25 protein-coding genes are annotated in these 26108 nt (G+C 62.9%); 16 read left to right on the forward strand and 9 right to left on the reverse strand.

Annotated features, from left to right (window positions below; all coding sequences use genetic code 11):
• Positions 1-108 precede the first annotated feature (108 nt).
• On the reverse strand, positions 109-1197 hold the full coding sequence (locus tag NCS02_RS24820; protein WP_008347735.1) for a LacI family DNA-binding transcriptional regulator: 1089 nt from the start codon (positions 1195-1197) through the stop codon (positions 109-111).
• Between the two features lie 211 nt (positions 1198-1408).
• Here NCS02_RS24820 and NCS02_RS24825 point away from each other — a divergent pair, with 211 nt between their 5' ends.
• Both NCS02_RS24825 and NCS02_RS24830 read left to right on the forward strand, forming a co-directional pair.
• Positions 1409-2209 (forward strand): phytanoyl-CoA dioxygenase family protein, encoded by an 801-nt coding sequence (locus tag NCS02_RS24825; protein WP_008347737.1) that lies wholly within the window; start codon positions 1409-1411, stop codon positions 2207-2209.
• Complete coding sequence (locus tag NCS02_RS24830; RefSeq protein ID WP_250503585.1) at positions 2206-3138, forward strand: aldose 1-epimerase; 933 nt, start codon at positions 2206-2208, stop codon at positions 3136-3138. The genes NCS02_RS24825 and NCS02_RS24830 overlap by 4 nt, the downstream gene beginning before the upstream one ends.
• Before the next feature lie 10 nt (positions 3139-3148).
• Here NCS02_RS24830 and NCS02_RS24835 read toward each other — a convergent pair whose 3' ends face one another.
• The 3 genes from NCS02_RS24835 to NCS02_RS24845 form a co-directional block, all read right to left on the reverse strand.
• Positions 3149-3448, reverse strand: a complete 300-nt coding sequence (locus tag NCS02_RS24835) for a hypothetical protein (protein WP_008347741.1) — start codon at positions 3446-3448, stop codon at positions 3149-3151.
• 308 nt (positions 3449-3756) lie between these two features.
• Positions 3757-4062: a hypothetical protein gene (locus tag NCS02_RS24840; protein WP_250503586.1), complete on the reverse strand. Its 306-nt coding sequence runs from the start codon at positions 4060-4062 to the stop codon at positions 3757-3759.
• Between the two features lie 107 nt (positions 4063-4169).
• Positions 4170-4391, reverse strand: coding sequence for a hypothetical protein (locus NCS02_RS24845; RefSeq protein ID WP_008347744.1), 222 nt, complete (start codon positions 4389-4391; stop codon positions 4170-4172).
• A gap of 113 nt (positions 4392-4504) precedes the next feature.
• Between NCS02_RS24845 and NCS02_RS24850 the strand changes: the two genes are divergently transcribed.
• Positions 4505-5716: a putative DNA modification/repair radical SAM protein gene (locus tag NCS02_RS24850; RefSeq protein WP_250440877.1), complete on the forward strand. Its 1212-nt coding sequence runs from the start codon at positions 4505-4507 to the stop codon at positions 5714-5716.
• Positions 5716-7137, forward strand: a complete 1422-nt coding sequence (locus NCS02_RS24855; protein WP_250520035.1) for a UdgX family uracil-DNA binding protein — start codon at positions 5716-5718, stop codon at positions 7135-7137. The genes NCS02_RS24850 and NCS02_RS24855 overlap by 1 nt, the downstream gene beginning before the upstream one ends.
• A 5-nt stretch (positions 7138-7142) precedes the next feature.
• Here NCS02_RS24855 and NCS02_RS24860 read toward each other — a convergent pair whose 3' ends face one another.
• A complete protein-coding gene (locus NCS02_RS24860) occupies positions 7143-7931 on the reverse strand; it encodes an SDR family NAD(P)-dependent oxidoreductase (RefSeq protein ID WP_008347750.1) in 789 nt (262 codons plus the stop codon).
• Positions 7932-8189: 258 nt separating this feature from the next.
• Between NCS02_RS24860 and NCS02_RS24865 the strand changes: the two genes are divergently transcribed.
• The 3 genes from NCS02_RS24865 to NCS02_RS24875 all read left to right on the forward strand — a co-directional run bounded on the left by NCS02_RS24865 (position 8190) and on the right by NCS02_RS24875 (position 12495).
• Positions 8190-8969 (forward strand): DUF4410 domain-containing protein, encoded by a 780-nt coding sequence (locus NCS02_RS24865; RefSeq protein ID WP_250503587.1) that lies wholly within the window; start codon positions 8190-8192, stop codon positions 8967-8969.
• Between the two features lie 78 nt (positions 8970-9047).
• The gene (gene cls, locus NCS02_RS24870; RefSeq protein ID WP_250503588.1) at positions 9048-10319 is read left to right on the forward strand and encodes a cardiolipin synthase; all 1272 of its coding nucleotides are present in this window, start codon (positions 9048-9050) and stop codon (positions 10317-10319) included.
• A gap of 106 nt (positions 10320-10425) precedes the next feature.
• A complete protein-coding gene (locus NCS02_RS24875; protein WP_008347756.1) occupies positions 10426-12495 on the forward strand; it encodes a putative bifunctional diguanylate cyclase/phosphodiesterase in 2070 nt (689 codons plus the stop codon).
• Between the two features lie 83 nt (positions 12496-12578).
• Here NCS02_RS24875 and NCS02_RS24880 read toward each other — a convergent pair whose 3' ends face one another.
• Positions 12579-14120 (reverse strand): DHA2 family efflux MFS transporter permease subunit, encoded by a 1542-nt coding sequence (locus NCS02_RS24880; RefSeq protein ID WP_250523320.1) that lies wholly within the window; start codon positions 14118-14120, stop codon positions 12579-12581.
• Positions 14121-14265: 145 nt separating this feature from the next.
• Between NCS02_RS24880 and NCS02_RS24885 the strand changes: the two genes are divergently transcribed.
• Positions 14266-14709, forward strand: coding sequence for a MarR family winged helix-turn-helix transcriptional regulator (locus NCS02_RS24885; protein ID WP_008347760.1), 444 nt, complete (start codon positions 14266-14268; stop codon positions 14707-14709).
• Between the two features lie 87 nt (positions 14710-14796).
• The gene (locus NCS02_RS24890) at positions 14797-15084 is read left to right on the forward strand and encodes a DUF4148 domain-containing protein (protein ID WP_008347763.1); all 288 of its coding nucleotides are present in this window, start codon (positions 14797-14799) and stop codon (positions 15082-15084) included.
• 45 nt (positions 15085-15129) lie between these two features.
• On the opposite strand, the gene NCS02_RS24895 is transcribed toward NCS02_RS24890, so the two are convergent.
• Positions 15130-15312, reverse strand: coding sequence for a hypothetical protein (locus NCS02_RS24895; RefSeq protein WP_008347765.1), 183 nt, complete (start codon positions 15310-15312; stop codon positions 15130-15132).
• Between NCS02_RS24895 and NCS02_RS24900 the strand changes: the two genes are divergently transcribed.
• The gene (locus NCS02_RS24900) at positions 15311-17218 is read left to right on the forward strand and encodes a M60 family metallopeptidase (protein ID WP_250503590.1); all 1908 of its coding nucleotides are present in this window, start codon (positions 15311-15313) and stop codon (positions 17216-17218) included. The two genes, NCS02_RS24895 and NCS02_RS24900, sit on opposite strands and share 2 nt — an antisense overlap.
• Before the next feature lie 77 nt (positions 17219-17295).
• Here NCS02_RS24900 and NCS02_RS24905 read toward each other — a convergent pair whose 3' ends face one another.
• Entirely contained in the window at positions 17296-18165 is an 870-nt protein-coding gene (locus NCS02_RS24905) for an EAL domain-containing protein (protein ID WP_008347768.1), read from the reverse strand.
• A 454-nt stretch (positions 18166-18619) separates the two neighbouring features.
• Positions 18620-19741, reverse strand: coding sequence for an ABC transporter ATP-binding protein (locus NCS02_RS24910; protein WP_250457200.1), 1122 nt, complete (start codon positions 19739-19741; stop codon positions 18620-18622).
• A 190-nt stretch (positions 19742-19931) separates the two neighbouring features.
• On the opposite strand from NCS02_RS24910, the gene NCS02_RS24915 reads away from it, so the two are divergent.
• The 6 genes from NCS02_RS24915 to NCS02_RS24940 are packed head-to-tail and all read left to right on the forward strand — an operon-like array spanning position 19932 to position 26007.
• Positions 19932-21302, forward strand: coding sequence for an ABC transporter substrate-binding protein (locus tag NCS02_RS24915; RefSeq protein ID WP_008347772.1), 1371 nt, complete (start codon positions 19932-19934; stop codon positions 21300-21302).
• Between the two features lie 28 nt (positions 21303-21330).
• On the forward strand, positions 21331-22260 hold the full coding sequence (locus NCS02_RS24920) for a carbohydrate ABC transporter permease (protein ID WP_235366216.1): 930 nt from the start codon (positions 21331-21333) through the stop codon (positions 22258-22260).
• An 11-nt stretch (positions 22261-22271) separates the two neighbouring features.
• Positions 22272-23123: a carbohydrate ABC transporter permease gene (locus NCS02_RS24925; RefSeq protein WP_008347776.1), complete on the forward strand. Its 852-nt coding sequence runs from the start codon at positions 22272-22274 to the stop codon at positions 23121-23123.
• Between the two features lie 34 nt (positions 23124-23157).
• Positions 23158-24138 (forward strand): sugar-binding transcriptional regulator, encoded by a 981-nt coding sequence (locus NCS02_RS24930; RefSeq protein WP_008347778.1) that lies wholly within the window; start codon positions 23158-23160, stop codon positions 24136-24138.
• Positions 24139-24148: 10 nt separating this feature from the next.
• Positions 24149-24895 carry an SDR family oxidoreductase gene (locus tag NCS02_RS24935; protein WP_008347780.1) on the forward strand — a complete coding sequence of 249 codons (747 nt, stop codon included), beginning with the start codon at positions 24149-24151 and terminating at the stop codon, positions 24893-24895.
• A gap of 41 nt (positions 24896-24936) precedes the next feature.
• Positions 24937-26007, forward strand: a complete 1071-nt coding sequence (locus NCS02_RS24940) for an alcohol dehydrogenase catalytic domain-containing protein (protein WP_250440884.1) — start codon at positions 24937-24939, stop codon at positions 26005-26007.
• The last annotated feature ends 101 nt before the right edge of the window (positions 26008-26108 follow it).

The following is a 26108-nucleotide window of genomic DNA, read 5'->3' on the forward strand; positions in this document are numbered from 1 at the left end:
CTAATGACGCCGATGCTTGGTGTTGCCCGGTCTGCCTGCTGCGAGAGTCAAACTGCGTACCGCGTTCCGTGCGAATGCGGCGATTGCTTCAGCGCATTTCATTAACGATCAATCGCTAATATTATTAATGGCCAACTGTTTCGCCTCGGTGTTTTCCGCGACGGAGCCGCGCTCGATCAGCGGTCCGTCCAGCTTCACGGTGCGACGCCGAACGGGCGCGCCCGCGGCCCGGTTCTCTTCTTCCTGCAGCAGCGTCTCGACCGCCCAGCGCCCTAGCTCATAGTTCGGCAGCACGACGGTCGAAAGCGGCGGATGCGTATGCCGCGCGATTTCCTGATCGTCGTAGCCGAGCACGGATACATCGTCGGGCACGCGCAGTCCGAGCTGCTTCAACGCCTCGATCGCGCCGAGCGCCATCAGGTCGTTCGCGCAAAAGATCGCGGTCGGCGGATTCGGCTCGCGCATTAGCGAGAGCGTCTGTTCGAAGCCGGTGTCGGGACTCCAGTCGCCTTCGCGCACCAGTTCCGGCGCGAACGGCAGATCGGCTGTGGCGAGCGCGGTCCGATAGCCCTTCAGACGATCGCGGGCCGCGTCCTGCCACGGCTCGCCGTTGATATAGCCAATGCGCTTGTGCCCCGCGGCCAGCAGATGATCCGTCGCGGTGTGCCCGCCCGCGACTTCCGCCGGCACCACCGAAGACACGCTCGCATCGCTCGTGTAGCAGTTGAGCAGCACGGTCGGCACCTTGGCGAGCACGGCCGGCAGCGTGACGCGGCGGGTATAGACCGTCGCGTAGATCACGCCGAGCACGTTCGGATTGCCGAGCGTCGCGTCGAGCACGCGCGCCTCGATCTCCGCATTGCCGTGCGTCGAATAGACGGCGAGCATGCGCCCGTTGGCGAAGGCCGCGTCCCGCGCGCCGTCGATGCTTACGACCGGATGTGGGCTCGTCGAAATTTCGTCGGCGAGATAGACGATCAGATTGCGCTCGCGCTGGCTATCGAGCGCGGCGACCGGTTCGCGCTGCGTCATGCGATAGCCGAGATCTTGCGCGGCGCGCAGCACCTTGTCGCGCGTGGTGTCGGAGAACTTCGCGCCGCTTGCGTTGTTCAGCACGAGCGAGACCGTCGATTGCGAGACTCCGGTGAGCTTCGCGATGTCGGTCATCGTCGGGCGGCGTTGCGTGGATTTTTTCATTGTGCGTGCCGCGCCGGGCGGCTGAACTCTGCGCGAAACCTGTCTCGCGGGCCGGAGAAACTTGCCACTAATATTAGTGATGAACGACGCGGAAAGCACGTTTTTATTGGTCATTTCTGCTCAGGGTTTTCACTGGTTATTACTAATAATATTGACGAGCGGATTACACGCATGCGATTCTGTTTTCGGACTCGCAACGAGGAGAAAGTGCATGGGCAAGTACGATGAGAGCGCGCGAGACGCGCTCGCCGAAGCGTTCGAACGAGACGGCTTCGTCCTGCTGCGCGATCATTTCCCGCGCGCGACGATCGACGCATGGCGCGATGCGTTCGCGCCGCTTCTGCAACCGCACGTCGATGCAGCGCGCGAGGCGTCGGCGAGCGGCAATCGCGGACCGGGCCGCTATTACGTCACCCTGCCGTTCGAAGGCGAGTTCGCGGACCCGTCGGTCTTTTGCGATGAAGACATCGTCGGGATCGTCGAACGCGTGGCCGGGCGCGATCCGGTGATGTGCCAGCTCGCCACCGACACCCCGGTGCTCGGCTCCGAGTTCCAGGACTGGCATCGCGATACGCCGCCGCTCTTCGACGATGCGCCGGAAACGCCTTCGTTTCAGCTAGCGGTGAATTTCCCGCTCGTCGATGTCGATGACCGCAACGGTCCGCTCGAAACGACGCGTGGCACGCATCGCATGTCGCGCGATGAGGCGCTGGCCGGTCTCGAAGCAGGGCGCTTCCCCGCCGAGCGCGTGCCGATGAAAGTCGGCGACGTGATGATTCGCGATGTGCGCGGCCTGCATCGCGGTACGCCGAATCTCATCGGCGAGCCGCGTCCGATGGTCGTGATCGGCTACAGCCGCGCGTGGTATTTCCGGCCCGAGGTGCATATCGACGTGCCGCGCGACGTCTTCGCCGCGTTGCCTCCGCGCGCGCGGCGGCTGCTGCGCTTCAATCCTCAGGTGGAAACGACGGCGCGCACCTTCGACGAAAGCTATCGGCAGTTTGCATATTGAGCGCCGCGCCGTCCGATCCCCTCGTCGAACTGCGTCATGGCGCGCGGCGCGTGCTGCTTGCGCCGCACGTGGGCGGATCGATCGCGGCCTTCGACGAAACGCGCGACGGACGTACGATCGACTGGTTGCGTCCCGCGACGCCCGCCGCGCTGGCCGCACGCGATCCGCTCGGCATGGCGAGCTTTCCGCTCCTGCCGTACTGCAATCGCATCCGCGATGCGCGCTTCGTGTTCGACGGTGCGCTCATCGATCTTTCCGGCGACGGCAACGCCTTTGCGCACGCGCTGCACGGCAACGCGTGGCGCTTGCCGTGGCGTGTCGGCGATGTGTCGGACGCGCGCGCGCGTCTGCATTTTTTGCACGAACCCTCGCGCGATGCCGCGCGTCACTGGCCGTTCGCATACGAGGCGACGCAGGACATCGCGCTCGATGACCACACGCTAAGCGTGACGCTCTCCGCGCGCAACCTGTCCGATCGGCCGATGCCGTTCGGCATGGGACATCACCCGTACTATCCGCGCACGCGCAATACGCGCGTTCACGCACGCGTCGCGTCGATGTGGCACAGCACGCCCGATCTGCTGCCCACGCATGCGGGCGCGCATCCGTGCGTCGATGCGATGGCGTCGCAAGAAGGCATGCCCGCCGATGCCTTCGATCTCGACAACAACTTCGCCGGTTGGTCGCGCACGGCGACGATCGCGTGGCCCGACGAACGCCGCGCGGTCACGCTCAGCGCGCAAGCGCCGTTCGATGCCCTGGTGGTGTATGCACCGAAGTCGCATCCCGATTTGCTCTGCGTTGAGCCGGTGAGCAACGTGGCGGACTGGGTCAATCTCGATGTCGACCGCGCCGCGAAGGGCGGCGCGGTGCTGGAACCGGGCGAGTCGGTCAGCGCGACATTCGCCTGGACGACTCACACGGAATAAGGCGTCGCGCCTACTGACCGAAGAAAACGTTGCAGTTCGCCGGGCTGCAGTCGCTATCGCGATGTCCGCTCGCGGAGGCGGGCTTCATGCCGCCATACGCGGAGTCGCCGCCGGAGGCTTGTTGCGGCGTCGCGGCGGTTTGCGTCTGAGATTCATCGGGCATGGCCTGCGACATGTACATCGGGCGCATCGTCTGGACGAGTTGCTGCGCATCGGCGGGCATGCCTTGCGCGTGCGCGACACCGATTCCTGACACGACCGCGCATGCTGCCATCATCGCGAGAAATTTCGGGTTGATCTTTGCCTTCATGTTCCAGCTCCTTGAAACGAATGCACAAGCAGCCGGGAACGCGAGTCTCGGACTCCTTGCCGCTTTGCCGATGGACGGATGAATGGATCGAGCGCGGGCTCGCTTCGTCCGACGCGACAAATGACGACGCACCGGGCGCGACGAATGGCGCTCGGGGATTACCTTACGGCGATGGGAAGGCGCGAGAAATCCCTATCTGGCAGGGATACCTTGGTGGGGATAGGCGTGCGGGTTTAAAGAAGAAGCACGAAAAACGCGCCCGGACTTGCGAAAGTCCGGGCGCGCCGAAACGTGGAAACTCAATACGTTTATTCCGACTTGCCGGAGGTGCCGCTCGACATGTTCGATCCCGAGCTGCCCTTCTTGTGCATCTTGCTGCTGCCCTTGGACGAATCCATCGTGTTCGAGCCCGATGCGCCCGACGTCGAGCCGGTTACACCGTTGCTGTTCGGCGTGCCCATTCCGGTGCCGCCCTGACCGGCCCCGTTGCCGCCCGCCGTGCCGCCACCCGCGCCGCCGCCGCCGGCACCGCCGCCCGCGCCTTGCGCGAATGCCGCGCCCGACAAGCCCAGAATCATGGCCGACACAATCAAACTTCTCTTGGCGTTCTTCATGGTTTCCTCCCGTTGATCAATGATCTCGATGCGCGCCGCCTTGCGCAAAGCTGCGGCGTCGCCGATTACATTGCGCAATCACCGTGCCGCGGGAAGAAATCGAATTGTCATGCAGTCGCCTCGTCACACCACTCGATGGCCCACGCCCGCGCGCAATGGACGGCATCCGACTCGCTCGCGAACGCATCCAGCTCGCCGGATTCGAATACTTCCGCATGCGCGGTGCGCTCGTCCGCCGGACGCGTGATGCGTGCGTGCGCGTAGTAGCTGCCGTCTTCGTCGTGATGGGCGGTGCAGTCGATGTGAAACGTCTTGTAGTCGAATCGCATGAAAGGCTCCGAAAGAGATTGCGAGGGCAGGCGCGAAGCGTGCGATGCCGTGATTACCTTTGACTCCGCGCCTCTCGTGAGGTACTGTATAAACATACAGTACCATAATCAAGATGGATCTCTCCGAAAAGCTCGAAATTCTCGCCGACGCCGCCAAATACGACGCGTCGTGTGCGAGCGGCGGCGCGCCCAAACGCGAGTCGCGCGGCATCGATGGCCTCGGCGCGAGCACCGGCTCCGGCATCTGCCATAGCTTCACGCCCGACGGGCGCTGCGTCTCGCTGCTCAAGATTTTGCTGACGAACTTTTGTCTGTACGACTGCCGGTACTGCATCAATCGCCGGTCCAGTAACGTGCCGCGTGCGCGCTTCACGCCGGAAGAAGTCGTTACGCTCACGCTGGATTTCTACCGTCGCAATTACATCGACGGGTTGTTTCTCAGTTCCGGAGTGATTCGTTCGTCGAACTACACGATGGAGCAGCTCGTTCTCGTCGCGAAATTGCTGCGTGAGCAGCACGGATTTCGCGGCTACATCCATCTGAAGACGATTCCCGATGCCGATCCAGAACTCATCGCGCAAGCGGGACGCTATGCCGACCGTCTGAGCGTAAACATCGAATTGCCGACGGAAATCAGCCTCGAGCGGCTCGCGCCGGAAAAGAGCGGCCGCACGATCAAGCTGGCGATGGGCAACATCCGCGTCGCGCGCGAGGAATCGGAAGCGGAGCCGCGCGCGCCGAAGTTCGCGCCGGCGGGGCAGAGCACGCAGATGATCGTCGGCGCCGATGAAACCGACGACCGCACGATCCTCGGCACCGCCGAAACGCTGTACGGCTCTTATCAGCTAAAGCGCGTGTATTACTCGGCGTTCAGCCCGATTCCTGACAGCCCCTCGGGCGTGCCGTCGAAAGCGCCGCCGCTCTTGCGCGAGCATCGGCTGTATCAGGCGGATTTTCTGATGCGCGGCTACGGTTTCGCCGCCGCCGAACTGCTCGGCGATGCCGGCAACCTTCCGCTCGATGTCGATCCGAAACTCGCGTGGGCGCTTGCGCATCGCGAGCGCTTTCCCGTCGATCTGAACGCCGCGCCCGCGCGCATGATCGCGCGCGTGCCGGGCATCGGCATGCGCAACGCGAAGCGCATCGTGGAGTTGCGGCGCGAGCGGCGCGTGCGCTATCACGATCTCGTGCGGCTGCGCTGCGGCATGGACAAGGTGAAGCCGTTCGTCGTCACGGCGGATTACCGGCCGCCGCTCGACGAAGCGCCTTCGGACAGTCTGCGGCGCGCGCTCGCGACCGGCCCGGTGCAGCTCTCGCTGATCTGATGCACGTCATCGCCATCGACGACGAATTCGACGCCTGGCGCGTCGCCGCGCTCGATGCGCTCGCGCAAAAGCTCCCGCCCGAATCGATCGACTGGCGTACGGCTCAGGCGGAGCCGGCGTTGTTCAACGAGTCGGCGCGATCGGCAAAAGCGGCGAAGGCAGCGGATGCGCCGCCTATCCGCGTGTCGCGCGAACTCGCATCGCTGCTGAAAGACGCCGCGCATTTTCGCGACGCGCGCCGCTGGAGCTTTTTATATCGCGTGCTGTGGCGCTGGGCGCAGGGCGACCGCTCGGTGGCATCGCCCGCCGATGAAGACGGCGCGCGCCTCTACAAGATGGCGAAGGCGGTGCGCCGCGCGCAGCACGACATGATCGCGTATGTGCGCTTCCGGCAGCGCGACGCGTCGCTCGGCGCGCCGGAATTCGTCGCGTGGTACGAGCCGGATCACGACGTGCTCGCGTGGGGCGCGGAGCATTTCGCCGCGCGCATGGGACGCTCGACGTGGCTCATCGCAACGCCCGACGGCGCCGCGATGTTCGACGGCGAGCGCCTGCAACTGGAGCGCGGCCGCGCGCGGGCGTCGGATCATGCGGCGGTCTTGCCGGATGCCGCCGAAGCGCTCTGGATGACCTACTACCGCAGCATCTTCAATCCGGCGCGACTGAACGAATCCGCGCTCGAACAGCATATGCCGGTGCGTTTCTGGAAAGGGCTGCCGGAAGGCGCACTGATCCCGAAGCTCGTCAGCGATGCGCGCGGCGGCGCGCGACGCGTCGCGCAGGCGCAAAACGTCGGCGCGCTCGGCGGCAAGGCGGTTCAGGTCGATGCGCTCGCAGCGCAGCCGGAGCGGGACGCGCCCACATCGCTCGATACTTGCCGCCGCTGCGATCTGTGGCGCAACGCGACGCAGGCAGTGCACGGCGCCGGTCCGTCCGATGCGCGCATCATGCTGCTCGGCGAACAGCCCGGCGATCAGGAGGATCTGAAGGGCGAGCCGTTCGTCGGACCGGCCGGGCAACTGCTTCAGGACGCGATGCAGCGTGCCGGCGTCGTGCGCGAGCATGTCTATCTGACCAATGCGGTGAAGCACTTCAAATGGGAGCCGCGCGGCAAGCGCCGTCTGCACAAGACGCCCGCGCAGCAGGAGGTCGAAGCCTGTTCGTACTGGCTCGAACAGGAACTGCACGACGTCGGCGCGAAGGTGATCGTCACGCTCGGCGCGACCGCGTTGGCCGCGCTTTTCGGACGGCGCGCGACGCTTTCGGCGCATGTCGGGCGCGTCGTGCCGTATCGGGACAAGCTGGTCGTCGCGACGTATCACCCGTCCTACGCGCTGCGCCAGAACGACGAAGCCGCGCGCGAAAAAACCGTCGCGGCTATCGTTGCGGCGCTGGAGCTGGCGTCGTCGTTGAAGGCCTAGCGCGCTCAGAACGCCGCGCGCACGACGCCGCCATCCGCGCGCAACGCCGCGCCGTTCGTCGCCGATGAAAGCTCCGAGCACACGTACGCCACCATGCTGCCGATTTCCTCGGGCGTGATGAAGCGCTTGAGAATCGACGTGGGCCGCGCTTCTTCGAAGAACTGCTTCTCGAATTCGCCGAAGCTCTTGCCGCCCGACAGTTTCTCGACGAACTCGGTGACGCCTTCGGAACTCGTCGGCCCCGGCAGCACCGAATTGACGGTCACGCCGGTGCCCGCGCAGGTTTCCGCGAGGCCGCGCGCGAGCGAAATCTGCGCCGATTTGGTCACGCCGTAATGAATCATCTCGACGGGAATCTGAATGCCGCTCTCGCTGCTGATGAACACGACGCGGCCCCAGTTCTTCTCCTTCATCTTCGGCAGATACGCGCGCGACAGGCGCACGCCCGACATCACGTTGGTGTTGAAAAAGCGCAGCCATTCGTCGTCGGGAATCTCTTCGAACGGCTTCGGATCGAAGATGCCCATGTTGTTCACGAGAATATCGACGTGCGGAAAGCGCTTTACGAGCGCGTCGACTTGCGCTGCGTCGGAGACGTCGCCGGCGAAGCCTTCGCCCTGCGCGTTGGGCACGAGTTCGCGCAGTTTAGCCAGCGCCGCATCGACAGACGCCTGCGAACGGCCGTTGATGATCACGCGCGCGCCTTCACGCGCGAGCGCCACGGCAATGGCATGTCCGATGCCCTTCGTCGATCCGGATACCAGCGCGAGCTTGTTGCCGATCTTGAGATCCATATCTGCTCCTTCGATTGGGTTGGCGGAATGCGCCGGCGATTTCGCCACGACGCGTTCCGGGATGTTAGCCATAAGCGCAGTACGTTGCTGAAGCCGCGTCCGGCAAGCGTTCGCCGCCCGTGAAACCCCGCGACATAAATGCTCGATGGCTTCCGCCGCGGTCATCGTCCATAGTTGCGTCCAGCGTGAAACGAAGCAGATGCAGCAGCGAGAACCGAGCCGTGTCACGCATCCACGAATCCACACAGGAGGTGCAACATGTCCAGCCCGATCAACTTGTTCAAGAAAGTGCGCGGCGCGGCGCTCGCCGGTTTCGTCGTCGGCACGGCGCTGCTTGCGGGATGCGCGAGCAATCCGGCGCAGGCATCGAATCAGTACGGGCAGTACGTGCAGACCGTCGCGGCTGCGCCCGCCGTGCGCCCCGACACGATCTACGTCTACGCATTCGCCAGCGACGCGAACGACGTCAAGCTCGACAATCACGGCCTGATTTCGAAGCTCGGCTCGGCGATGTCCGGCGATTCGCAAGCGCGGAAGCAGACGCAAGACGCCATCGCGGCGCGCCAGGAAGTCGCGAACGAAATCGTCGCCAAACTGCAATCGATGGGTCTGCCCGCGATCCGCGCCGACGTGCCGCCGCCGCAAGATCGGAGCGTGCTCGTCGTCGAAGGAAGCATCAATACGATCGATGCGGGCAATCGCCGCCGCCGCATGGTGATCGGCCTCGGCGCGGGCGAAAGCAAGGTCGGCGCGACGGTGCAGGTCGTCCTCAAGCCCGCGAACGGCGTGCCGCAACTGCTCGAACAATTCGACGCGAAAGCCGACAGCGGCCACGCGCCGGGCGTCGCGGAAATGGCGGGCGTCGGCGCGGCGGCGGGGCACGTCGCGACATCGCTCGCGGTGTCGGGCGGGCTGCACGCGGTGTCGGAGACGAAGCACGCGGATGTGTCGTCCGATGAAAAGCGCCTCGGCGACACCATCGCCAAGCAGATCGCCAAGCTCGGCCAGGAGCAGGGCTGGATGCCGGCGAAGAGCTAAGGAAAGCGGCGGCCGTTGCGCGGTCCGGAACGTGCTTGCACTAGAATCCGGACGAATGTTCGCTTCGCGAGGCTGCGCATGCCGACGATTGCCCTGATTGTCCTGACCGTTGTCGTGACGCTCGTCGTCGTGCTGGTGATCGCGAATCTGACGAGCGGCGAAAAGAAGATCGAGCACAGGATCGAACGGCTGTACGCGAGCGACGACCCGCAGTTTCTCCGTTCGATGGGTTTGCTGCTCGGTCCGCCCGTGGTCGGCGGCAACCGCTTCGAGGTGCTCGTGAACGGCGACGAGATTTTCCCGTCGATGCTCGAAGGCATTCGCGCGGCGCGAGAGACGATCACCTTCGAAACCTTCATCTACTGGTCGGGCGCGATCGGCGAGCAAATCGCGCAGGCGCTCTCCGACAAGGCTCGCGCGGGCGTATCGGTGCATGTGCTGCTCGACTGGGTCGGCACGTCGAAGATGGACAAGCGCTATCTGCGCATGCTGCGCGACGCGGGCGCGGAAGTGATCCAGTATCACAAGCCGCACTGGACCGGGCTCGGCCGCATGAATGACCGCACGCACCGCAAGCTGCTCGTAATCGACGGGCGCATCGGCTTCACGGGCGGCGTCGGCATTGCCGAGGAATGGACCGGACACGCGCAGGACGAGAAGCACTGGCGCGACACGCATTTTCGCGTCGAAGGCCCGGCCGTCGGGCAGATGCAGGCCGTGTTCATGGACAACTGGATCAAGACGACGGGCAACGTGCTGCACGGCCCGCGCTATTTCCCGGACATCGACGATGCGGGCGACGGCTTCGCGCACATGTTCAGCAGCTCGCCGTCCGGCGGCAGCGACGACATGCAGCTGATGTACCTCATGGCGATCACCGCGGCGACGCGTTCCATCCACTTGTCGAGCGCGTACTTCGTGCCGGACAAGCTGACGATCAACGCGATCGTCGAGGCGGCGCGGCGCGGCGTGCGGGTTCGCATCATCACGCCGGGCAAGCGCATCGACACGCATACGGTGCGCGAGGCATCGCGCGCGTGCTGGGGCGACCTGCTCGCGGCGGGCGTCGAAATGTTCGAATATCAGCCGACGATGTTCCACTGCAAGCTGATCGTCGTCGATGAGTATCTGGTGTCGGTCGGCTCGACGAATTTCGACAGCCGCTCCTTCAAGCTGAACGACGAAGCCAATCTGAACATCTACGACCGCGACTTCGCGCGCCAGCAAACGGCGATTTTCGATGACGACGTCGCCCGCGCGAAACGCATCACGCTCGAAGACTGGCGCCGCCGTTCGCTCACCGAGAAGCTGCTGGAGCGCGTGGCCGCGCTGCTCGATCCGCAGCTTTGACTTTCGCGCATTCCGTGTTGCGAATATTTCTCATCTTGGCCTAAAGATCGCCTGACGAAAGCCGATAAGACGCTCACGCAAACGGGTCTCTCGGTCTACGGCAATCATGCACGGCACCTATAACTTTTGGCTGGTCGCGGCATCGCTCGTAGTCGCCACGCTCGCTTCCTTTACTGCGCTCGATATCTCGGGCCGCATCGCATCGCTTGCGCAGTCGCGCACGCGGCACGTCTGGCTCGCGGGCGGTGCGGCGTCGATGGGCATCGGCATCTGGTCGATGCATTTCATCGGCGTACTCGCGTTCGAATTGCCTATCCCGCTCGGCTATGACCTGAAGATCACCGCCGGGTCGCTCGGCATCGCGGTGCTCGTGTCGTTCTTCGCGCTGCTCGTCATCACGAGCAGGCGTCTGACGATGAAGCGCCTCGTCGCGAGCAGTCTCTTGATGGGCGCGGGCATCGCGGCGATGCACTACACGGGCGATGCCGCGATGCGGATGCAGCCCGCGATCACGTACGATCCGCTGCTGTTCGCGGCGTCGATCGTGATTGCGGTGGTCGCATCGGGGGCGGCGTTGTGGATCGCCCATACGCTCTCGGATGCGAACCAGACCAACGTGCTCGCCAAGCGACTCGGGTCGGCGCTGGTGATGGGCCTCGCGATCACCGGCATGCACTACACGGGCAACGCGGCGGCGGAGTTTCTGCCGGGCTCGATCTGCGGCGCGGCCAACGACATCGACTCGCGCTGGCTCGCGACGACTGTCGTGCTATTCACGCTGACCATTCTGATCATCACGCTCGTGCTGTCGCGCTTCGATGCGCGCACGGCGCTGCTTGCAGGTTCGGTGTCGCGGCTGAACGGGCAGATCGTACGCATGGCGACCTTCGATACGCTCACGGACCTGCCGAACCGCCGCACGATGAACGAGCGCATCGATCGCGCGATCCGAAACGCGCGTCACAGCGACAGCCGTTTCGCGATTCTCTTCATGGACCTGGATGGCTTCAAGACGATCAACGACTCGTTGGGCCATACGGTCGGCGACGAAGTGCTGAAGGCATTCGCGCGACGTCTGCAGGAATGCGTGCGCGGCGGCGACACGGTGGCGCGTCTGGGCGGCGACGAGTTCGTCGTGATGCTCGAACACCTGCACGCGCCGACGGATGCCGAGAAGATGGCCGAACGCATCCTCGATACGATGAAAAAGGGACTCGTCGTCGGGAGTCATCCGTTGCAGGTGATGCCGAGCATCGGCATTGCGCTCTTTTCGCAGGATGGCGACAGCGTCGAATCGCTGCTCAAGCACGCGGACGTCGCGATGTACGAAGCGAAGCGCGGCGGGCGCAGCACCTATCGCTTCTTCGAGGCGAGCATGAACGAGGCGGCGGTGCGGACGCTGCAGATTCAGCAGGCGTTGCACGAGGCGCTGAATGGCGGCCATTTCTATCTTCTGTTTCAGCCGAAGTTCCGAGGCAAAAGCGGCGAGCTGGCGGGCGCGGAAGCGTTGATCCGGCTGGATCATCCGGAGATCGGCACGTTGACGCCGCTCGAGTTCATCCCGATCGCGGAGCGTTCCGGACAGATCGTGCAGATCGGATACTGGGTCGTGCGCGAAACGTGCCGGCACATGTCGCGTTGGCGCGCGGAAGGGCGTCCGCCGGTGAAGGTGGCGATCAACCTGTCGCCGCGGCAGATGCACGAGGCGGATCTTGTCGCGAACATCATGACGATCGTGCGCGAGGAAGGCGTCGAGAGCGAGCAGATCATGTTCGAGATCACCGAGTCGGTGGCGATGCAGGACGCGCCGCGCACCATCGAGATGATTCGCGCGTTTCAGGAGAACGGTTTCGAGATCGCAATCGACGATTTCGGCACCGGATATTCGAGCCTCGCGTATTTGCAGCGGTTTCGGGCGAAGCAGTTGAAGATCGATCGGTTCTTCACGAACGGGCTGGATGAGAACGGGCAGGAGGGGCGCGCGATCGTATCGGCGATTATTGCGCTCGCGCATTCGCTCGATATGGATGTCGTGGCGGAAGGCGTCGAGACCGGGTCGCAGCTCGATCGCTTGCAGGACATGATGTGCGATGAGATGCAGGGGTTTTTGCTGGCGATGCCTTTGTCGGCGGATGCGTTTGGGGGGATGCTGGAGAAGGCTGCTGTCGGTGTTTGATTTTTGGTCGTGGAATCCTGTGAAATTAGGATTTCACGAAACGAGCCCGAGGGAAAGCCACACAAAAGACGCAAACACGAACCTCAATCCATCGCCGCATGCGCCACCGACTCCTCCGCCGCGGTCTTCTTCGCCGGCCGGATCAGCAGCAGCAACGGCACCACCAACAACGTCGCGACAAACATCAGCTTGAAGTCGTTGAGATAAGCAATCATCGAAGCCTGCTGCGTGATCGTTTGATTGAGCATCGCCATGTCCGTCATCGAGCCGCCGGACAGCATCGGCTGCATCGCCGGATTGAACGGCGTCACCTGCGCGGCGAGGTCCGCGTGGGCGACCTGCGTGTTGCGCGTCATCAGCGTCTGCACGATCGAAATACCGATACTGCTGCCGATATTGCGCATCAGGCTGTAAGTCGCGGTGCCATCCGCGCGCAACTCGGGCGTGAGCGTCGAAAACGTCAGCGCCGACAGCGGCACGAACACGAGTCCCAGCCCGAAGCCCTGAATCACGCCCGGCCAAACGATATCCGATGCCGACAGCACGATCGTGTAATGCATCATCTGCCAGAGCGCGAACGCCGAAATCAGAAATCCCGACAGCAGCAGCACACGCGCATCGATGTGCTTCAGCAGGCGTCCGGCGACGAGCATCGCGATCATCGTGCCCGCGCCGCTCGGCGCCGTGACGAGGCCTGTCGTCGCGACCGGATAGTTCATCAGGTTCTGCAACATCGGCGGCAACAGCGCGCGCGTCGCGTACATCACCGCGCCGATCACGAAGATGAAGCACGTTCCGGTCGCGAAGTTGCGGTCCTTCAGCAACTGATATTTGAAGAACGAGCGCGACCCGGCCGTCGCCGTATGCGCGATGAAGAACACGAAACTCAGCGCCGCGAGAATCGCCTCGATGCGGATTTCCATCGATCCGAACCAGTCGAGTTGTTCGCCGCGATCGAGCATCGCCTGGAACGCGCCGATCGCAAGGCCGAGCGTCGCGAAGCCGAACGCGTCGAACTTCACCGCGCGGCGCGCGACCTGCGCGGGCAGAAACGTCACTACGCCGAAGAGCGCGAACGCACCGATCGGCACGTTGATGAAAAAGACCCAGCGCCAGTTGTAGCTGTCCGTGAGCCAGCCACCGAGCGTCGGACCGAGAATCGGACCGACCATCACCCCCATGCCCCAGACGGCCATCGCCTGGCCCTGTTTCTCGCGCGGATTGATGTCGAGCAGGATCGATTGCGACAGCGGCACGAGCGACGCCCCGAACACGCCCTGCAACAGCCGCGACGCGACGATCTGCGTGAGCGTCTCCGACAGCCCGCAAAACGCCGACGCGACGGTGAAACCCGCAATCGAAATACACAGCAGCTTCTTCACGCTCAACTGGTCCGAGAGCCAGCCAGTGAGCGGCGTAGCGATCGCGGCGGCGACGATATACGAGGCCAGCACCCAGGTGATTTCGTCCTGCGACGCCGACAGCGTGCCCTGCATATGCGGCAGCGCGACGTTCGCGATGGTGCTGTCGAGCGTCTGGATCAGCGTGGCGAGCATGATCGAGACAGTCAGCATGCCGCGGTTCAATGGCGCTGCGGCGCGTTCCGTGGGGACTTCGAGGGACATGGACGTGGCCGCAAGGCGGCGGCTTTTGTAAGTACGATGATGATAAGCAGGCTTATTATAGAGCGGCCGCGATCTCGCGCAATGCGGTCAATTACCGGGTGTGCACGAGATGCGCGCATCGAAAGGCGTTACATATAATCGCGCGATGGAAACCCAACTCGACAAACGCTTCGGCTTTCTGGTCGCGGACGTGGACCGCCTGTGCGGCAACCGCTTCGACGTGCTGGCGAAGTCATCGCTCAATCTGACGCGCGCGCAATGCCGCGTGCTCGCGTATCTCTCGCATTACGGCGAGGTCAATCAGGCGCGGCTCGCCGAGCTGCTGGAAGTCGCGCCGATTTCCGCCGGCCGTCTGCTCGATCGCATGGAAGAGGGCGGCTGGATCGAGCGCCGCCCGAATCCCGACGATCGTCGCGAGCGTCAGGTTCGCATGACCGCGAAGGCGGAGAAGGCGCTCGACCGCGCGCGGCGCGTCGGCGACGAGATCGCAGCAGAAGCGCTCGCGGGCTTCAGCCGGCAGGAAAGCGAGCAATTGATCGCGCTTCTGCAACGCGTGCGCGGCAATCTGAGCCGTATCGTCGATCGGTGATTCATCCGCGCTTGGATCGCCGATTGCTTCAGCGTTGTCCGCAAGCGTCGTTGTCCAGTGCCGCCATCCATCCGGAGAAGATCGATCATGAACAAACGCACCGCACCGTTGGCCGTCCTCGCGCTGTCCGTCGCCGCTTTCGTCTCGATGCCCATCGCGCAGGCGCAAGACACGGCCGCATCCACGCCGAAGCAGATCAAGAAAGCCCAGCGAAAGGAAGCGCGCGCGAAGAAGAACGCCGAGCTGAAGCAACTCGAGCAGAACGGCTACAACCCCGCTGGCGAGCAGACCAACTATCCGCAGAATCTGCAAAACGCGCAGTCGAAGATCAATGCGCAGAAGGCGGGCAAGCCGGCGCCGGCATCGACGCCGTAATCGGACGCTTGTTCCGGGACGACGCGGAAAACGCCATCCGCTTCATTAAGGCAGTCGATACGACGAGATCGCGTTGATCGCAAAGCGCGCGACGCATGATGCGGCAATCGCGTGATGTCCGGGCTCGACGCCGACGGCGGGATACGGCAGTATCTCGGCATCAGGCGCAAGCTCCAGATATGCGACGAAGAGCCGGAATACGGCCGATGTATCGGGGAGGCCACGCATGCGATGGCGGTCATGGCTGTTGATCTTCGCCCTGTGCGACGCACACGCGGCATCGCGCTACTACGCGCCCGTGACGTTTTATCCGCACGACGCGGTGCGGGTATCGCGTTTCGCATCGAAGACCGGGGCGATGCAGGTGCCTTACGGCGCAGGCGCGAAAGTCGAGGAAGGCGACTTCTATATCGTTTCGAATGCAACTTTCAAGGCGCTGACCGCGCAAGTGCAACGCGATGGCACGATCGCGCTCGTGCAGTCCGAGTGGACGCCCGAACGCGCCGCGAGCCAGATCTGGACCATCGACAAGGAAGGCAGCGGCTTTCGTCTTTACTCGAAGCTATATGGACGTTACGTGACGCTCGGCGCGCGTGTCGAGCTCGAAGCGCCATCGGGCGATGCGCGGCAGAACTGGAGCATCGAAGCCGATGCGAACGTCGTGACCATCGCGGCCACCGGCACGAAGACGGGACTCGTCGTCGGGCATCATGCGTTGCGCGACGGTGCGTCCGTCGAAGTCAATGCGCAGGCCGGACAGTGGCGTCTGTACAAGACCGGAAGCGATGGCGGCGATCATGCGTATCGCACGCTCGATGCTTCGGCGCGCTCGACTTACGACAACATCGGCAGGCGCTATCACTTGAGCGCGTATGCACCCGATGCGATCGAGGCCGAACGGCTCGGCGGTTTTCGCTGGACTGACTATCATCCGTCGGGGCTGCATGTGTCGAAGGGCGAAACCGTCGTGATCGATGTGAACGGTCTCGCCGACGATGGTCCCGATGGCCTCATCGTCATGGTCGGCAACAAGAACGGCTTCTATCGGCGGCAAGCCGCGGGCGATCCGCAAACGATCCTCGCGACCGAAGGACGCAACGCGTTCGTCGCATCGCGCGATGGCTTGCTCTACTTCGAATACATCGACAGCGGATACAACGAGAGGCCACGTACGTCGATCGATGTCATCGTGCGCGAAGGCGGCAAGCCGGTGCCGTTCTATGTCGAAGGTGCGACGACGCCCGCCGAATGGCGCGCGATGCTGCAGCGTCATGCGGATGCGCCGCTCGTCGAGATGGTCGGCAAGCGCACGATGTTCACCGTCGCGCGCGCCATGTACGACAAGTCGGGCGCAGCGGATCCGGCCGCATTGCTCGATTATGTCGAGCGCATCATGGGCTATCACGACGAACTGTCCGGACTCGATGGCACGGAAGCACTCGATGCGCCGTCGCCGTTGCGCGTGCATTTCGTGCAGGACGCGATTTCGACCCACGCCGAGTTGCAGAACACGTATCTCTACGCGACGTACTACATGATCGGCCTGCCGCTCAATAGCGCGGCCGAGACCTTGCTCAAGCCCGCGAAAGCCGACGAATGGGGCGTATGGCACGAGATGGGACACATGTATCAGCAATGGGACTGGACATGGCCGGGCGTGACGGAGACGACGGTGAACGTCTATTCGCTGCATGCGCTGGAACGCCTCGGCACGCCGATGCCTTCGCCGCTGCTGCAAGTCGTCGACGCGCGCGGCAAGAAGAATCGCATCGATCTCGCGGCGCAGTATTTCGCGCAGCCGTCACGCAATTTTCTCGACGATGCGTCGTTTCCGATGCCATCGGAAGCGCTCTGGATCAGGCTCGTCATGTACGAGCAGTTGCGCCGCGCACTCGGCAACGGCTTCTATGCGCGGCTGCACAAGCTGTATCGGCGGCATCCGCTGACGGAGGATGAAGGCGGCGACCAGAACGAAGTGCAACGCTTCGTGCTGCGTGCGTGCATGGCGGCCAATCTCGATCTGACGGATTTCTTCGAGCGATGGGGACTGCCGGTCGATGCTGGCACGCGTGCGGCGATTGCCGGGCTGAAGCTGAGCGCGCCGAAGACCGATTTGACGCGCACGCGGATTTAAGGCAAAAAAACGCCGACGCATGCACGCGTCGGCGAAGTCCTGGCTTTTACGAGGGCTGCCAGAAACGCTTCAGTTCCTCATGCTGCATCCGCGAGCCGAATGGTCTGCTGTTCTTTGCGCCGCGTCCCCGGCCGGCCGATGAGCGCGCCCGGCACATTACCGATGCCGAACGCGGGTCGCGCGAGAAAGAAACCCTGCGCGAGCACGTGCGGCCACTGCGCAATCCATTGCGCCTGCGCGGCCGTTTCCACACCTTCGACGACGATCGCCACCTTCAGCCGCGTAAGAAGCGTGAGCACCGACGAAAAGACCAGACACGCGTTCGGGCAGCGCGGCGCTTCGGCGAGCAGTTCCTTCGCGATCTTGACGGTGCCGAAGTCGATCGGTCCGAGCGCGGCGAGACATGAATAGCCGGTGCCGAAATCGTCCATCGCGACGCTCACGCCCTTGTTCTTGAGACGCCGCACGACCTTGCGCATCGCCGGCATGCGCGCGAGATCTTCGCTTTCCAGCAGTTCGAGTTCGATGCAATCGGGCGTGATGTCGTGCGCGCGGCAAATCGATTCCATCCGCTCGGCGAAGCCCGGCAACGCCGCGACCGATGGCGGGACGTTCACGGCGACCGAATAGTGTGCGCCGCCACTTTCGCGCCACTCGCCAATCTCGGACGCGACCGCGTCCAGCACGAACCATGTCAGTTCGCGCATGATGTCGGCGTCCTTGAACGCCTCGCTGAATGCGCCTGGCAGCAATACGCCGTATTCCGGATGACGCCAGCGAATAAGCGCTTCCATTTGCGCGAGTTCGCCGCCGTGGACTCGGTAGATTCCCTGATAGGCGATGCAGAATTCTCCGGCCTTGAGGCCTTCGAGTATGCGATGCCTGAATGCATGATCTGACTCCGGCGCGGCTTTCGCGACAGGCGAGCCGTGTGTCGTTCTTTTCATGCTCTAGCCATCCCTCCCAGTTGGTCGTGGAAGCGGTTGCACGAGTCGTGCCAGAAACTATGATCGCGCGTCGTCCAATCCAAGTAAATTCGGTGAGCCCCTTGGAGACAACGTTTGCCTCTTAAGGGGAGCGTTTGCGCTTGCGTGTGGACGCATCGTTCAGCCATCCCGAGTCACGTAACGCAACCGTAACGCGTGATGATCTGTGTGGGCTGGCGCACATAACGCAAGCACATATTGCGCTGCATCGGCATGGCGTTTTGCAGTTTTGTATATAGCGATTCCGGAACATTTGTAATCCCGACTAGTGCCGGCGCCGGGAAAATGATCGCTGCGAACGGCGGGCGCGCACCAAAAATGGGACACGCGGCGCTTCCGCACAGGCGACCGCCGGTCGATGAGCATGGGTATGCCGCTGTCTTCGCTTACGAGAGTCTTTCCGCGACGTCGATCGTCAGGCGGTCGCGGTTTCGGCGACAGGGCGCATGCGTTCCAGCGCGCTGCCATCCTCGCGGAACAGATGCACATGGCGAATGCTGAAGCCCGCGTTCAGGCGCTGTCCTTCGACGGCCGTCGATTCGCCCGAGCCTTTCACCTGAATCACGAGTTCGTTCGGCAAACGGACATGCAGCAGCGTCTCGCCGCCGAGATGCTCGATCACCATGACTTCGCCTGCAAGGCCGCTGTCGATATCCCCGCCGCCCGATTCGACGAAATGCTCGGGCCGGATGCCAAGCGTAAGCGTCTCGCCCGCGTGCACGGACGAAGCCGCGAACGGCAGCGTCAACGACTCGCCGCCCGGCAATTCGATGGTGACGCCCATAGCATCCACGCGCATCACGCGCACATCCATGAAGTTCATTTTCGGCGAGCCGATGAAACCCGCGACGAAGCGATTGTGCGGCGTGCGATACAGCTCCAGCGGCGAGCCGATCTGTTCGACGCGTCCATGATTCAGCACGACGATGCGATCGGCCATCGTCATCGCTTCGGTCTGATCGTGCGTGACGTAGATCATCGTCGCATTGAGCTGCTTGTGCAGCTTGATGAGTTCGAGGCGCATCTGCACGCGCAATGCGGCGTCGAGATTGGAGAGCGGCTCGTCGAAGAGAAAGACTTTCGGCTCGCGTACGATGGACCGGCCGATCGCCACGCGCTGACGCTGCCCGCCCGACAGCGCGCGCGGACGCCGTTCGAGCAACTGGCCGATCTGCAAGATCTCGGCCGCGCGATGCACGCGTTCCTTGATCTGCGCTTCGGGCAACTTGAGCATGCGCAAACCGAACGCGATGTTCTCGTACACCGACATGTGCGGATAAAGCGCATACGACTGAAACACCATCGCGACGCCGCGTTGCGAAGGCTCGAGTTCGGTGACGTCCTCGCCGCCAATCAGTACTTGCCCTGAGTCGCAGCGTTCGAGTCCGGCGATGGTGCGAAGCAAGGTCGACTTTCCGCATCCCGAAGGACCGACGAAAACCATGAACTCGCGATCGGTCACTTCTATGTCGACGCCCTTCAGCACGTCGACGCCAGCGAATGCCTTGCGGATCTGCTGCAAATGAACTGCGCTCATGCGTTGTCTCCCGTTTGCTGCTGCGGCAGCGCAGCATCCGATGCGTCGTCGAATTTGTTCTTGACAAGCTGTTCGCGCCAAAATATACAATTGTAAAACCGAAATTACAAGTGAAACGACGCGCACCAGGGATCACGAACGAACGCACCAGAGAAGCCGTATCCGCTCGAAAAATACCAAGGAGACAGGCATGAAGAAGCGCTTCATTCCGGCCATGCAAGCCGGTCCGATCAAACACGCCGCGGCAGTCGCGCTCCTCACGGCGAGCGCGGCGTTCGCAACATCGAACGCGCAGGCCTGGACTCTGAAGGAAGCGGCGCAGCCGTATTCGGGCACCACGATCAAGGCCATCTTTCTCGATCGTCCCGGCTACAAGGCCGCGCAGCAACTCATTCCGCAGTTCGAAAAGGAAACGGGCATCAAGGTGCGCTGGGAAGTGATTCCCTATGAGAATACGCGCGAAAAGGAAGTGCTCAACTTCGTCGGCGGCGGCGACCAGGACATCGTGCTCGTGGACGTCGTGTGGATCGGCGAATTCGCGAGCAACAAGTGGCTCGTGCCGATCAAGAAGTTCACCGACGATCCGAAGCTCGCGGATCCGAATCTCAACCTGAAGGGCTTCTTTCCGATCCTGCTCGATTCGTTCGGCTCCTGGGACAAGGTCACCTACGGCCTGCCGTTCGATAACTACTCGGGCCTGATGTTCTACAACAAGTGCATGTTGAAGGACGCGGGCTTCGACGAGCCGCCGAAGACCTGGGACGACTTGCTCAACACCTACGCGCCGAAGCTCACGAAGGGCGACAAGTTCGCGTTCGCGCTGCAATCGCGGCGAGGCGAAACGCAGTCGGCCGATAGCTTCATGCGCGTGCTGTGGCCGAACGGCGGGTCGCTTCTCGATGCGAAGTTCAAGTCGAATCTGATGTCGCCGCAATCGCAGGCGGGCCTCGAATATCGGCAGAAGCTGATGAAGTACATGCCGCCGGGCATCGTCGACTTCGATCACGCCGAAGCGGTCAACGCGCTTGCGCAAGGACAGGTCGCGATGATTACCGAATGGTCCGCGTTCTATCCCACGCTCACCGATCCGAGCAAGTCGAAGATCGGCAACTGTCTCGCGATCACGACCGAACCGAAGGGACCGGCCGGACTTAAGCCCGCGCTCGGCGGCTTCTCGCTTGCAGTGAACGCGAAGTCGAATGCGAAGAAGCAGGCCGCGTCGTGGCTCTTCATTCAATGGATCACGTCCGAAGCCATGGCGAAGCCTTATCTCGAAGCGGGCGGCGTGCCGGCGCGCATGGCGATCTATGAGGACAAGGCCGTGCAGGACAAGTATCCGTTCGTGAAGCCGATGGTCGAATCGTGGCAGGGCGGCGTGCCGGATTATCGTCCGCGCTTCCCGGAGTGGCCGGCGATTTCAGAAGTCATCGGCGAATGGGGCAGCAAGATGATGCTCGGCCAGGTGACGGTGAAGGAGGGCGCGCAGACCATCGGTCAGAAGACCGAGGACATCCTGAAGAAAGCGGGCTATTACGACGGCAAGAAGCCTTTGCTGAAGTAATTCTGTTCACGGGACCGGAGGCGATCGAATGGCATCACCTGTAATGCATGCGCGCGGACCGCGCAAGCCCGCGCGCTACTTCGGCGTCCTGCCGCGTTCGCCCGCCTTCTGGTTCCTGATACCCGCGATCGCGGCGCTCGCGATCATCGGCATCTATCCGCTGCTGCTTGCGCTCTATAACTCGTTTCATCAATACAAGCTCGCGGACCTGGCCTCGGGCACGCCGTTCGTCGGCGTCGATAACTACATCGCGACGCTGACCGATCCGACCTTCTGGGAAGCGCTCGGACGCACGGCATTGTTCCTGTGCGTGACCTTGCCGATCGAAGTCGCGCTCGGGCTCTTTGCAGCGCTGCTGTTGCATCGCACGGAGCTGCCGTGGATGCGGGCGGCGGCGCGCGTGAGTCTCGTCATTCCGATGGCGACGACGTATGCGGTGGTCGGGCTCATCGGCCGCCTGATATTCAATCGGCAGTTCGGCGTGGCGAACTATCTGACAGGTCTCATCGGCATTCCGCCGCAGGACTGGCTTGCGGACCCGACGCTCGCGTTCGTCTCCGTGATGATCATGGATATCTGGCAATGGACGCCCTTCTGCGCGCTGATCCTGCTTGCCGGGCTTTCGATGGTGCCGAAGGAAGCCGAAGAAGCAGCGCGCCTCGAAACGCCGAAGTGGAGCATGATTTTGTGGCACCTGCAGCGTCCGTATCTTCTTCCGGGTCTCACTGCGATTCTTATTCTTCGTTCCGCCGATATGCTGAAGATGTTCGACGCCGTCTTCACGATGACGCGCGGCGGGCCCGGCGCCGCGACGGAATTCATCAGCGTCTATATCCAGCGCGTCGGCTTTCGTCTCTTCGATCAGGGCATGGCTTCCGCACAGGCGATCATCCTGCTCATTCTGACGATCGTGCTGTCGCGTCTCTATATTCGCTTCGTGTATCGGGAGGCCGCGTGAGTTCGATAGGCATGCAAGGCACGCAACGCGCAAAGCGCGCACGCGCGGCAAGAAAACGCGCTACTGTATGGCACTTTCTGGGCCTCGTCGTAGTGTTCATGTCGTCGGTGTTTCCGTTCTACTGGATGGTCACGACGAGCCTCAAGAGTCAGGCCGATGCGCTCGCGTATCCGCCGAAATGGCTGTTCTCGCCGACGTTTCATCACTACTCGGCAGCACTGTTCGAACATGACGTCGCGAGTAGTCTGCTGAACTCGCTCATCATCGCGAGCAGCACGACCGTCCTCGCTATCCTGCTTGGCACGCCAGCCGCTTATGCGCTCGCGCGCTACGAATTTCGCGGCAAGGAAGACCTCTGGTTCTGGTTCATCTCGAACCGCATGGTGAGCCCCGTCGTGCTCGCGGTGCCGTTCTTTCTGATCGCGACGAAGCTCGATCTCGTCGATACGCATATCGTGCTGATCCTGCTGTATCTGACGTTCTCGCTGCCCATCGTCGTATGGATCTGCACGGACCAGTTCCGCAACATTCCCGTCGAGCTCGACGAAGCCGCGCGTCTCGATGGCGCATCGCCGTGGCGCGTGTTCTGGCGCATCAATCTGCCGCTCGCGATGCCGGGCATCGTCGTATCGGCGATCTTCGCGTTCATCTTCTCGTGGAACGATCTGCTCTATGCGCTCGTGCTCACGCGCAGCGACGCGATTACCTCGCCGGTTGCGGCGACGAGCTACATGAGCGGTTATGAATTGCCCTGGGGCGAGATCATGGCGACGGGCACGCTGATCGTGCTGCCCATGGTCGTGTTCGCGCTGGCCGTGTCCGGGCGATTGGTGCAAGGGCTCACGATGGGCGCGGTGAAATAAAATCGCGCGGCCTTTCATTGAACAACAGGACAACATGAGCAAGAGCGCACCGCCCATCGCCATCGCGGAAGCGGACGATTCCATCGATTCGGAAGAAGAACTGCAGGCGCGCGTCGCGTGGCATTACTACGTCGGCAATCTGACGCAGCAGGAAATCGCGCAGCGCATCGGCAGCAATCGCGTGCGCGTGAACCGGCTGCTTGCGGCGAGCCGCGAGTCCGGCCTCGTGCAGATCACGATCAATAGCAAGATCGTGCCATGCGTCGCGCTGGAAGAAGCGCTCGCGAAACGCTTCGGCCTCGAATGCGCGGTGGTCGTGCCGAGCGGCGCGAACAACGAGGCGAACAATGCGGCGCTCGGCATCGGCGCGGCGTCGTACTTCGCGAGGCAGATAGTTGCAGGGCAAACTATCGGCCTCGGCTGGGGCCGCACGATCCGCGCCGTGTTGCGCGCGCTGCCGCAGCGCACGTACGGCGCGGTGTCGGCGGTGTCGCTGCAGGGCGGGCTGTCGCATTGCCCGAGTATCAATACGTTCGATATCGTGTCGGACTTCGCGAACATCTGCCGCGCCGACAGTTATCTGTTCGCCGCGCCGATCTACGTGAGCAGCCAGAAAGCGCGCGACGTGATCCTGCAGGAAGAAACCGTGCGCGAGACCTATGAACTCGCGCGCAGTGCCGATCTCGCCTTGCTGACGTGCGGCGATCTGACGGAATCGCTCGTCGTGACATACGGCATCGACAATCCGGAGCAATTGCGCACGTTGCAGAAGGCGGGCGCGGTCGGCGACATGCTCGGCCACTTCATGGATGAAGACGGGGAGCTGATCGATCATCCGTTGAATCGACGCACCGTTGCGATCACGCTGGACGACCTGCGCAAGATCAAACGCGTGATTCTCGTGAGCGGCGGCAAGAAGAAATTTCATGTCACGCGCGCGGCATTGCGCGGGCGTTATCCATCCGTGCTCGTGACCGACGAGGACACCGCAAGACGCCTGTGCGACGAGCCCTGAAGACGACACCATGACGACCATCGACAGAAATCGCGAATTCGCGGGCAAGACCGTGCTCGTCACGGGGGCGGGCAAGGGCATCGGCCATGCAACGGTTCATCTGCTGATCGAGCGTGGCGCGCGTGTCATTGCATTGAGCCGCAGCGCAGCCGATCTCGATCTGCTGAAGAAGGAGACGGGTTGCGAGATCATTGCCGCCGATCTCGCCGATGCCGACGCCGCACGCGAAGCGGCGCGCGCCGTTCAGCCCGTCGATCTGCTCGTGAACAACGCGGGCATCGCGGTGTTGGAGCCGTTTCTCGATACGACCGTCGAAGCCTTCGATCTGACGATGAACGTCAACGTGCGCGCAGCGATGATCGTCGCGCAAGAGTGCGCGAAGAACATGATCGCGCGTGGCGCGGGCGGTTCGATCGTGAACGTATCGAGCCTGTCGGCGAATGTGGGCTTCGCGCTGCACGCGTCGTATTGCGCATCGAAAGGCGGACTCGACGCGATGACGCGCGTCATGGCCAACGAGCTCGGCCCGCACGGCATACGCGTGAACGCGGTGCTCCCGACCGTCACGATGACCCCGATGGGTGAAAGAGCGTGGAGCGATCCCGCCAAATCCGAACCGATGCTTGCGCGCATTCCGATGAACCGCTTCGTGGAGCCGGTGGAAGTCGCGCGCACGATTGCCTATCTGCTTTCCGACGATTCGAGCATGGTCAGCGGCGTGAGCCTGTTGGTCGATGGCGGATTTCAGGCGCGCTGAGATTAGCTTCGCGATTCAATCAACGACACCGGAGACTTGTAATGACCGATTCACAGATGACCGCGATCGTATGCCGCGCGCCGAAAGACTATCGCGTCGAACGCGTGCAACGCCCGAGCGCGGCGAGAAACGAACTCGTGATCCGCATTGCGGCATGCGGCATTTGCGCGAGCGATTGCAAATGCTGGTCGGGCGCGAAGATGTTCTGGGGCGGCCCGAATCCGTGGGTCAAGGCGCCGGTCATTCCGGGACACGAGTTCTTCGGTTATGTCGAAGAACTGGGCGAGGGCGCGGAAGAACATTTTGGCGTGAAGAAGGGCGATCGCGTGATTGCCGAGCAAATCGTGCCTTGTGCGAAATGCCGCTATTGCAAGTCGGGCGAGTACTGGATGTGCGAAGTGCATAACATCTTCGGCTTCCAGCGCGAAGTCGCCGATGGCGGCATGGCCGAATACATGCGCTTTCCGCCGACGGCGATCGTGCATAAGATTCCGGACGGCATTTCACTGGAAGATGCGGCGATCATCGAGCCGCTTGCGTGCGCGATCCATACGGTAAATCGCGGCGATATCCAGTTGAGCGATGTCGTTGTGATCGCGGGCGCGGGGCCACTCGGTCTGATGATGACGCAAGTCGCGCATCTGAAGACGCCGAAGAAGCTCGTCGTGATCGATCTCGTCGAAGAGCGGCTCGCGTTGGCGCGCGAGTACGGCGCGGACATCACGATCAACCCGAAGACCGACGATGCGCTCGAAACGATTCGCTCGATCACCGATCGCTATGGCTGCGACGTATATATCGAAACGACCGGCGTTCCTGCGGGCGTTACGCAAGGACTGGAGCTGATTCGCAAGCTCGGCCGCTTCGTCGAGTTCTCCGTGTTCGGCGCGGATACAACCGTCGACTGGTCGATCATCGGGGATCGCAAGGAGCTCGACGTGCGCGGCGCGCATCTCGGACCGTATTGCTATCCGATCGCGATCGATCTGCTCGCGCGCGGACTCGTCACGTCGAAGGGCATCGTCACGCATGGCTTCACGCTCGACGAGTGGGACGAAGCCATCAGGATCGCGAATTCGCTCGATTCGATCAAGGTGCTGCTCAAGCCGTAACGACTGCCGGCGTGCGCGTCGCGATTCCGATGCATGCGTTCGCGCCGGAGACGTTCGGGTCGTTCAGGATCTGATGATGTGAAAACCATGCGCCATGCGTT

This window comes from Caballeronia sp. NCF2 (assembly GCF_023631205.1).
Classification (GTDB): domain Bacteria; phylum Pseudomonadota; class Gammaproteobacteria; order Burkholderiales; family Burkholderiaceae; genus Caballeronia; species Caballeronia zhejiangensis.

Coding starts and splice junctions, on each gene's coding strand:
- NCS02_RS24820 (WP_008347735.1), bottom strand. CDS start 1,197: ATGAAAAAATCCACGCAACGCCGCCCGACGATGACCGACATCGCGAAG.
- NCS02_RS24825 (WP_008347737.1), top strand. CDS start 1,409: ATGGGCAAGTACGATGAGAGCGCGCGAGACGCGCTCGCCGAAGCGTTC.
- NCS02_RS24835 (WP_008347741.1), bottom strand. CDS start 3,448: ATGAAGGCAAAGATCAACCCGAAATTTCTCGCGATGATGGCAGCATGC.
- NCS02_RS24840 (WP_250503586.1), bottom strand. CDS start 4,062: ATGAAGAACGCCAAGAGAAGTTTGATTGTGTCGGCCATGATTCTGGGC.
- NCS02_RS24845 (WP_008347744.1), bottom strand. CDS start 4,391: ATGCGATTCGACTACAAGACGTTTCACATCGACTGCACCGCCCATCAC.
- NCS02_RS24850 (WP_250440877.1), top strand. CDS start 4,505: ATGGATCTCTCCGAAAAGCTCGAAATTCTCGCCGACGCCGCCAAATAC.
- NCS02_RS24855 (WP_250520035.1), top strand. CDS start 5,716: ATGCACGTCATCGCCATCGACGACGAATTCGACGCCTGGCGCGTCGCC.
- NCS02_RS24860 (WP_008347750.1), bottom strand. CDS start 7,931: ATGGATCTCAAGATCGGCAACAAGCTCGCGCTGGTATCCGGATCGACG.
- NCS02_RS24865 (WP_250503587.1), top strand. CDS start 8,190: ATGTCCAGCCCGATCAACTTGTTCAAGAAAGTGCGCGGCGCGGCGCTC.
- cls (WP_250503588.1), top strand. CDS start 9,048: ATGCCGACGATTGCCCTGATTGTCCTGACCGTTGTCGTGACGCTCGTC.
- NCS02_RS24875 (WP_008347756.1), top strand. CDS start 10,426: ATGCACGGCACCTATAACTTTTGGCTGGTCGCGGCATCGCTCGTAGTC.
- NCS02_RS24880 (WP_250523320.1), bottom strand. CDS start 14,120: ATGTCCCTCGAAGTCCCCACGGAACGCGCCGCAGCGCCATTGAACCGC.
- NCS02_RS24885 (WP_008347760.1), top strand. CDS start 14,266: ATGGAAACCCAACTCGACAAACGCTTCGGCTTTCTGGTCGCGGACGTG.
- NCS02_RS24890 (WP_008347763.1), top strand. CDS start 14,797: ATGAACAAACGCACCGCACCGTTGGCCGTCCTCGCGCTGTCCGTCGCC.
- NCS02_RS24900 (WP_250503590.1), top strand. CDS start 15,311: ATGCGATGGCGGTCATGGCTGTTGATCTTCGCCCTGTGCGACGCACAC.
- NCS02_RS24895 (WP_008347765.1), bottom strand. CDS start 15,312: ATGCGTGGCCTCCCCGATACATCGGCCGTATTCCGGCTCTTCGTCGCA.
- NCS02_RS24905 (WP_008347768.1), bottom strand. CDS start 18,165: ATGAAAAGAACGACACACGGCTCGCCTGTCGCGAAAGCCGCGCCGGAG.
- NCS02_RS24910 (WP_250457200.1), bottom strand. CDS start 19,741: ATGAGCGCAGTTCATTTGCAGCAGATCCGCAAGGCATTCGCTGGCGTC.
- NCS02_RS24915 (WP_008347772.1), top strand. CDS start 19,932: ATGAAGAAGCGCTTCATTCCGGCCATGCAAGCCGGTCCGATCAAACAC.
- NCS02_RS24920 (WP_235366216.1), top strand. CDS start 21,331: ATGGCATCACCTGTAATGCATGCGCGCGGACCGCGCAAGCCCGCGCGC.
- NCS02_RS24925 (WP_008347776.1), top strand. CDS start 22,272: ATGCAAGGCACGCAACGCGCAAAGCGCGCACGCGCGGCAAGAAAACGC.
- NCS02_RS24930 (WP_008347778.1), top strand. CDS start 23,158: ATGAGCAAGAGCGCACCGCCCATCGCCATCGCGGAAGCGGACGATTCC.
- NCS02_RS24935 (WP_008347780.1), top strand. CDS start 24,149: ATGACGACCATCGACAGAAATCGCGAATTCGCGGGCAAGACCGTGCTC.
- NCS02_RS24940 (WP_250440884.1), top strand. CDS start 24,937: ATGACCGATTCACAGATGACCGCGATCGTATGCCGCGCGCCGAAAGAC.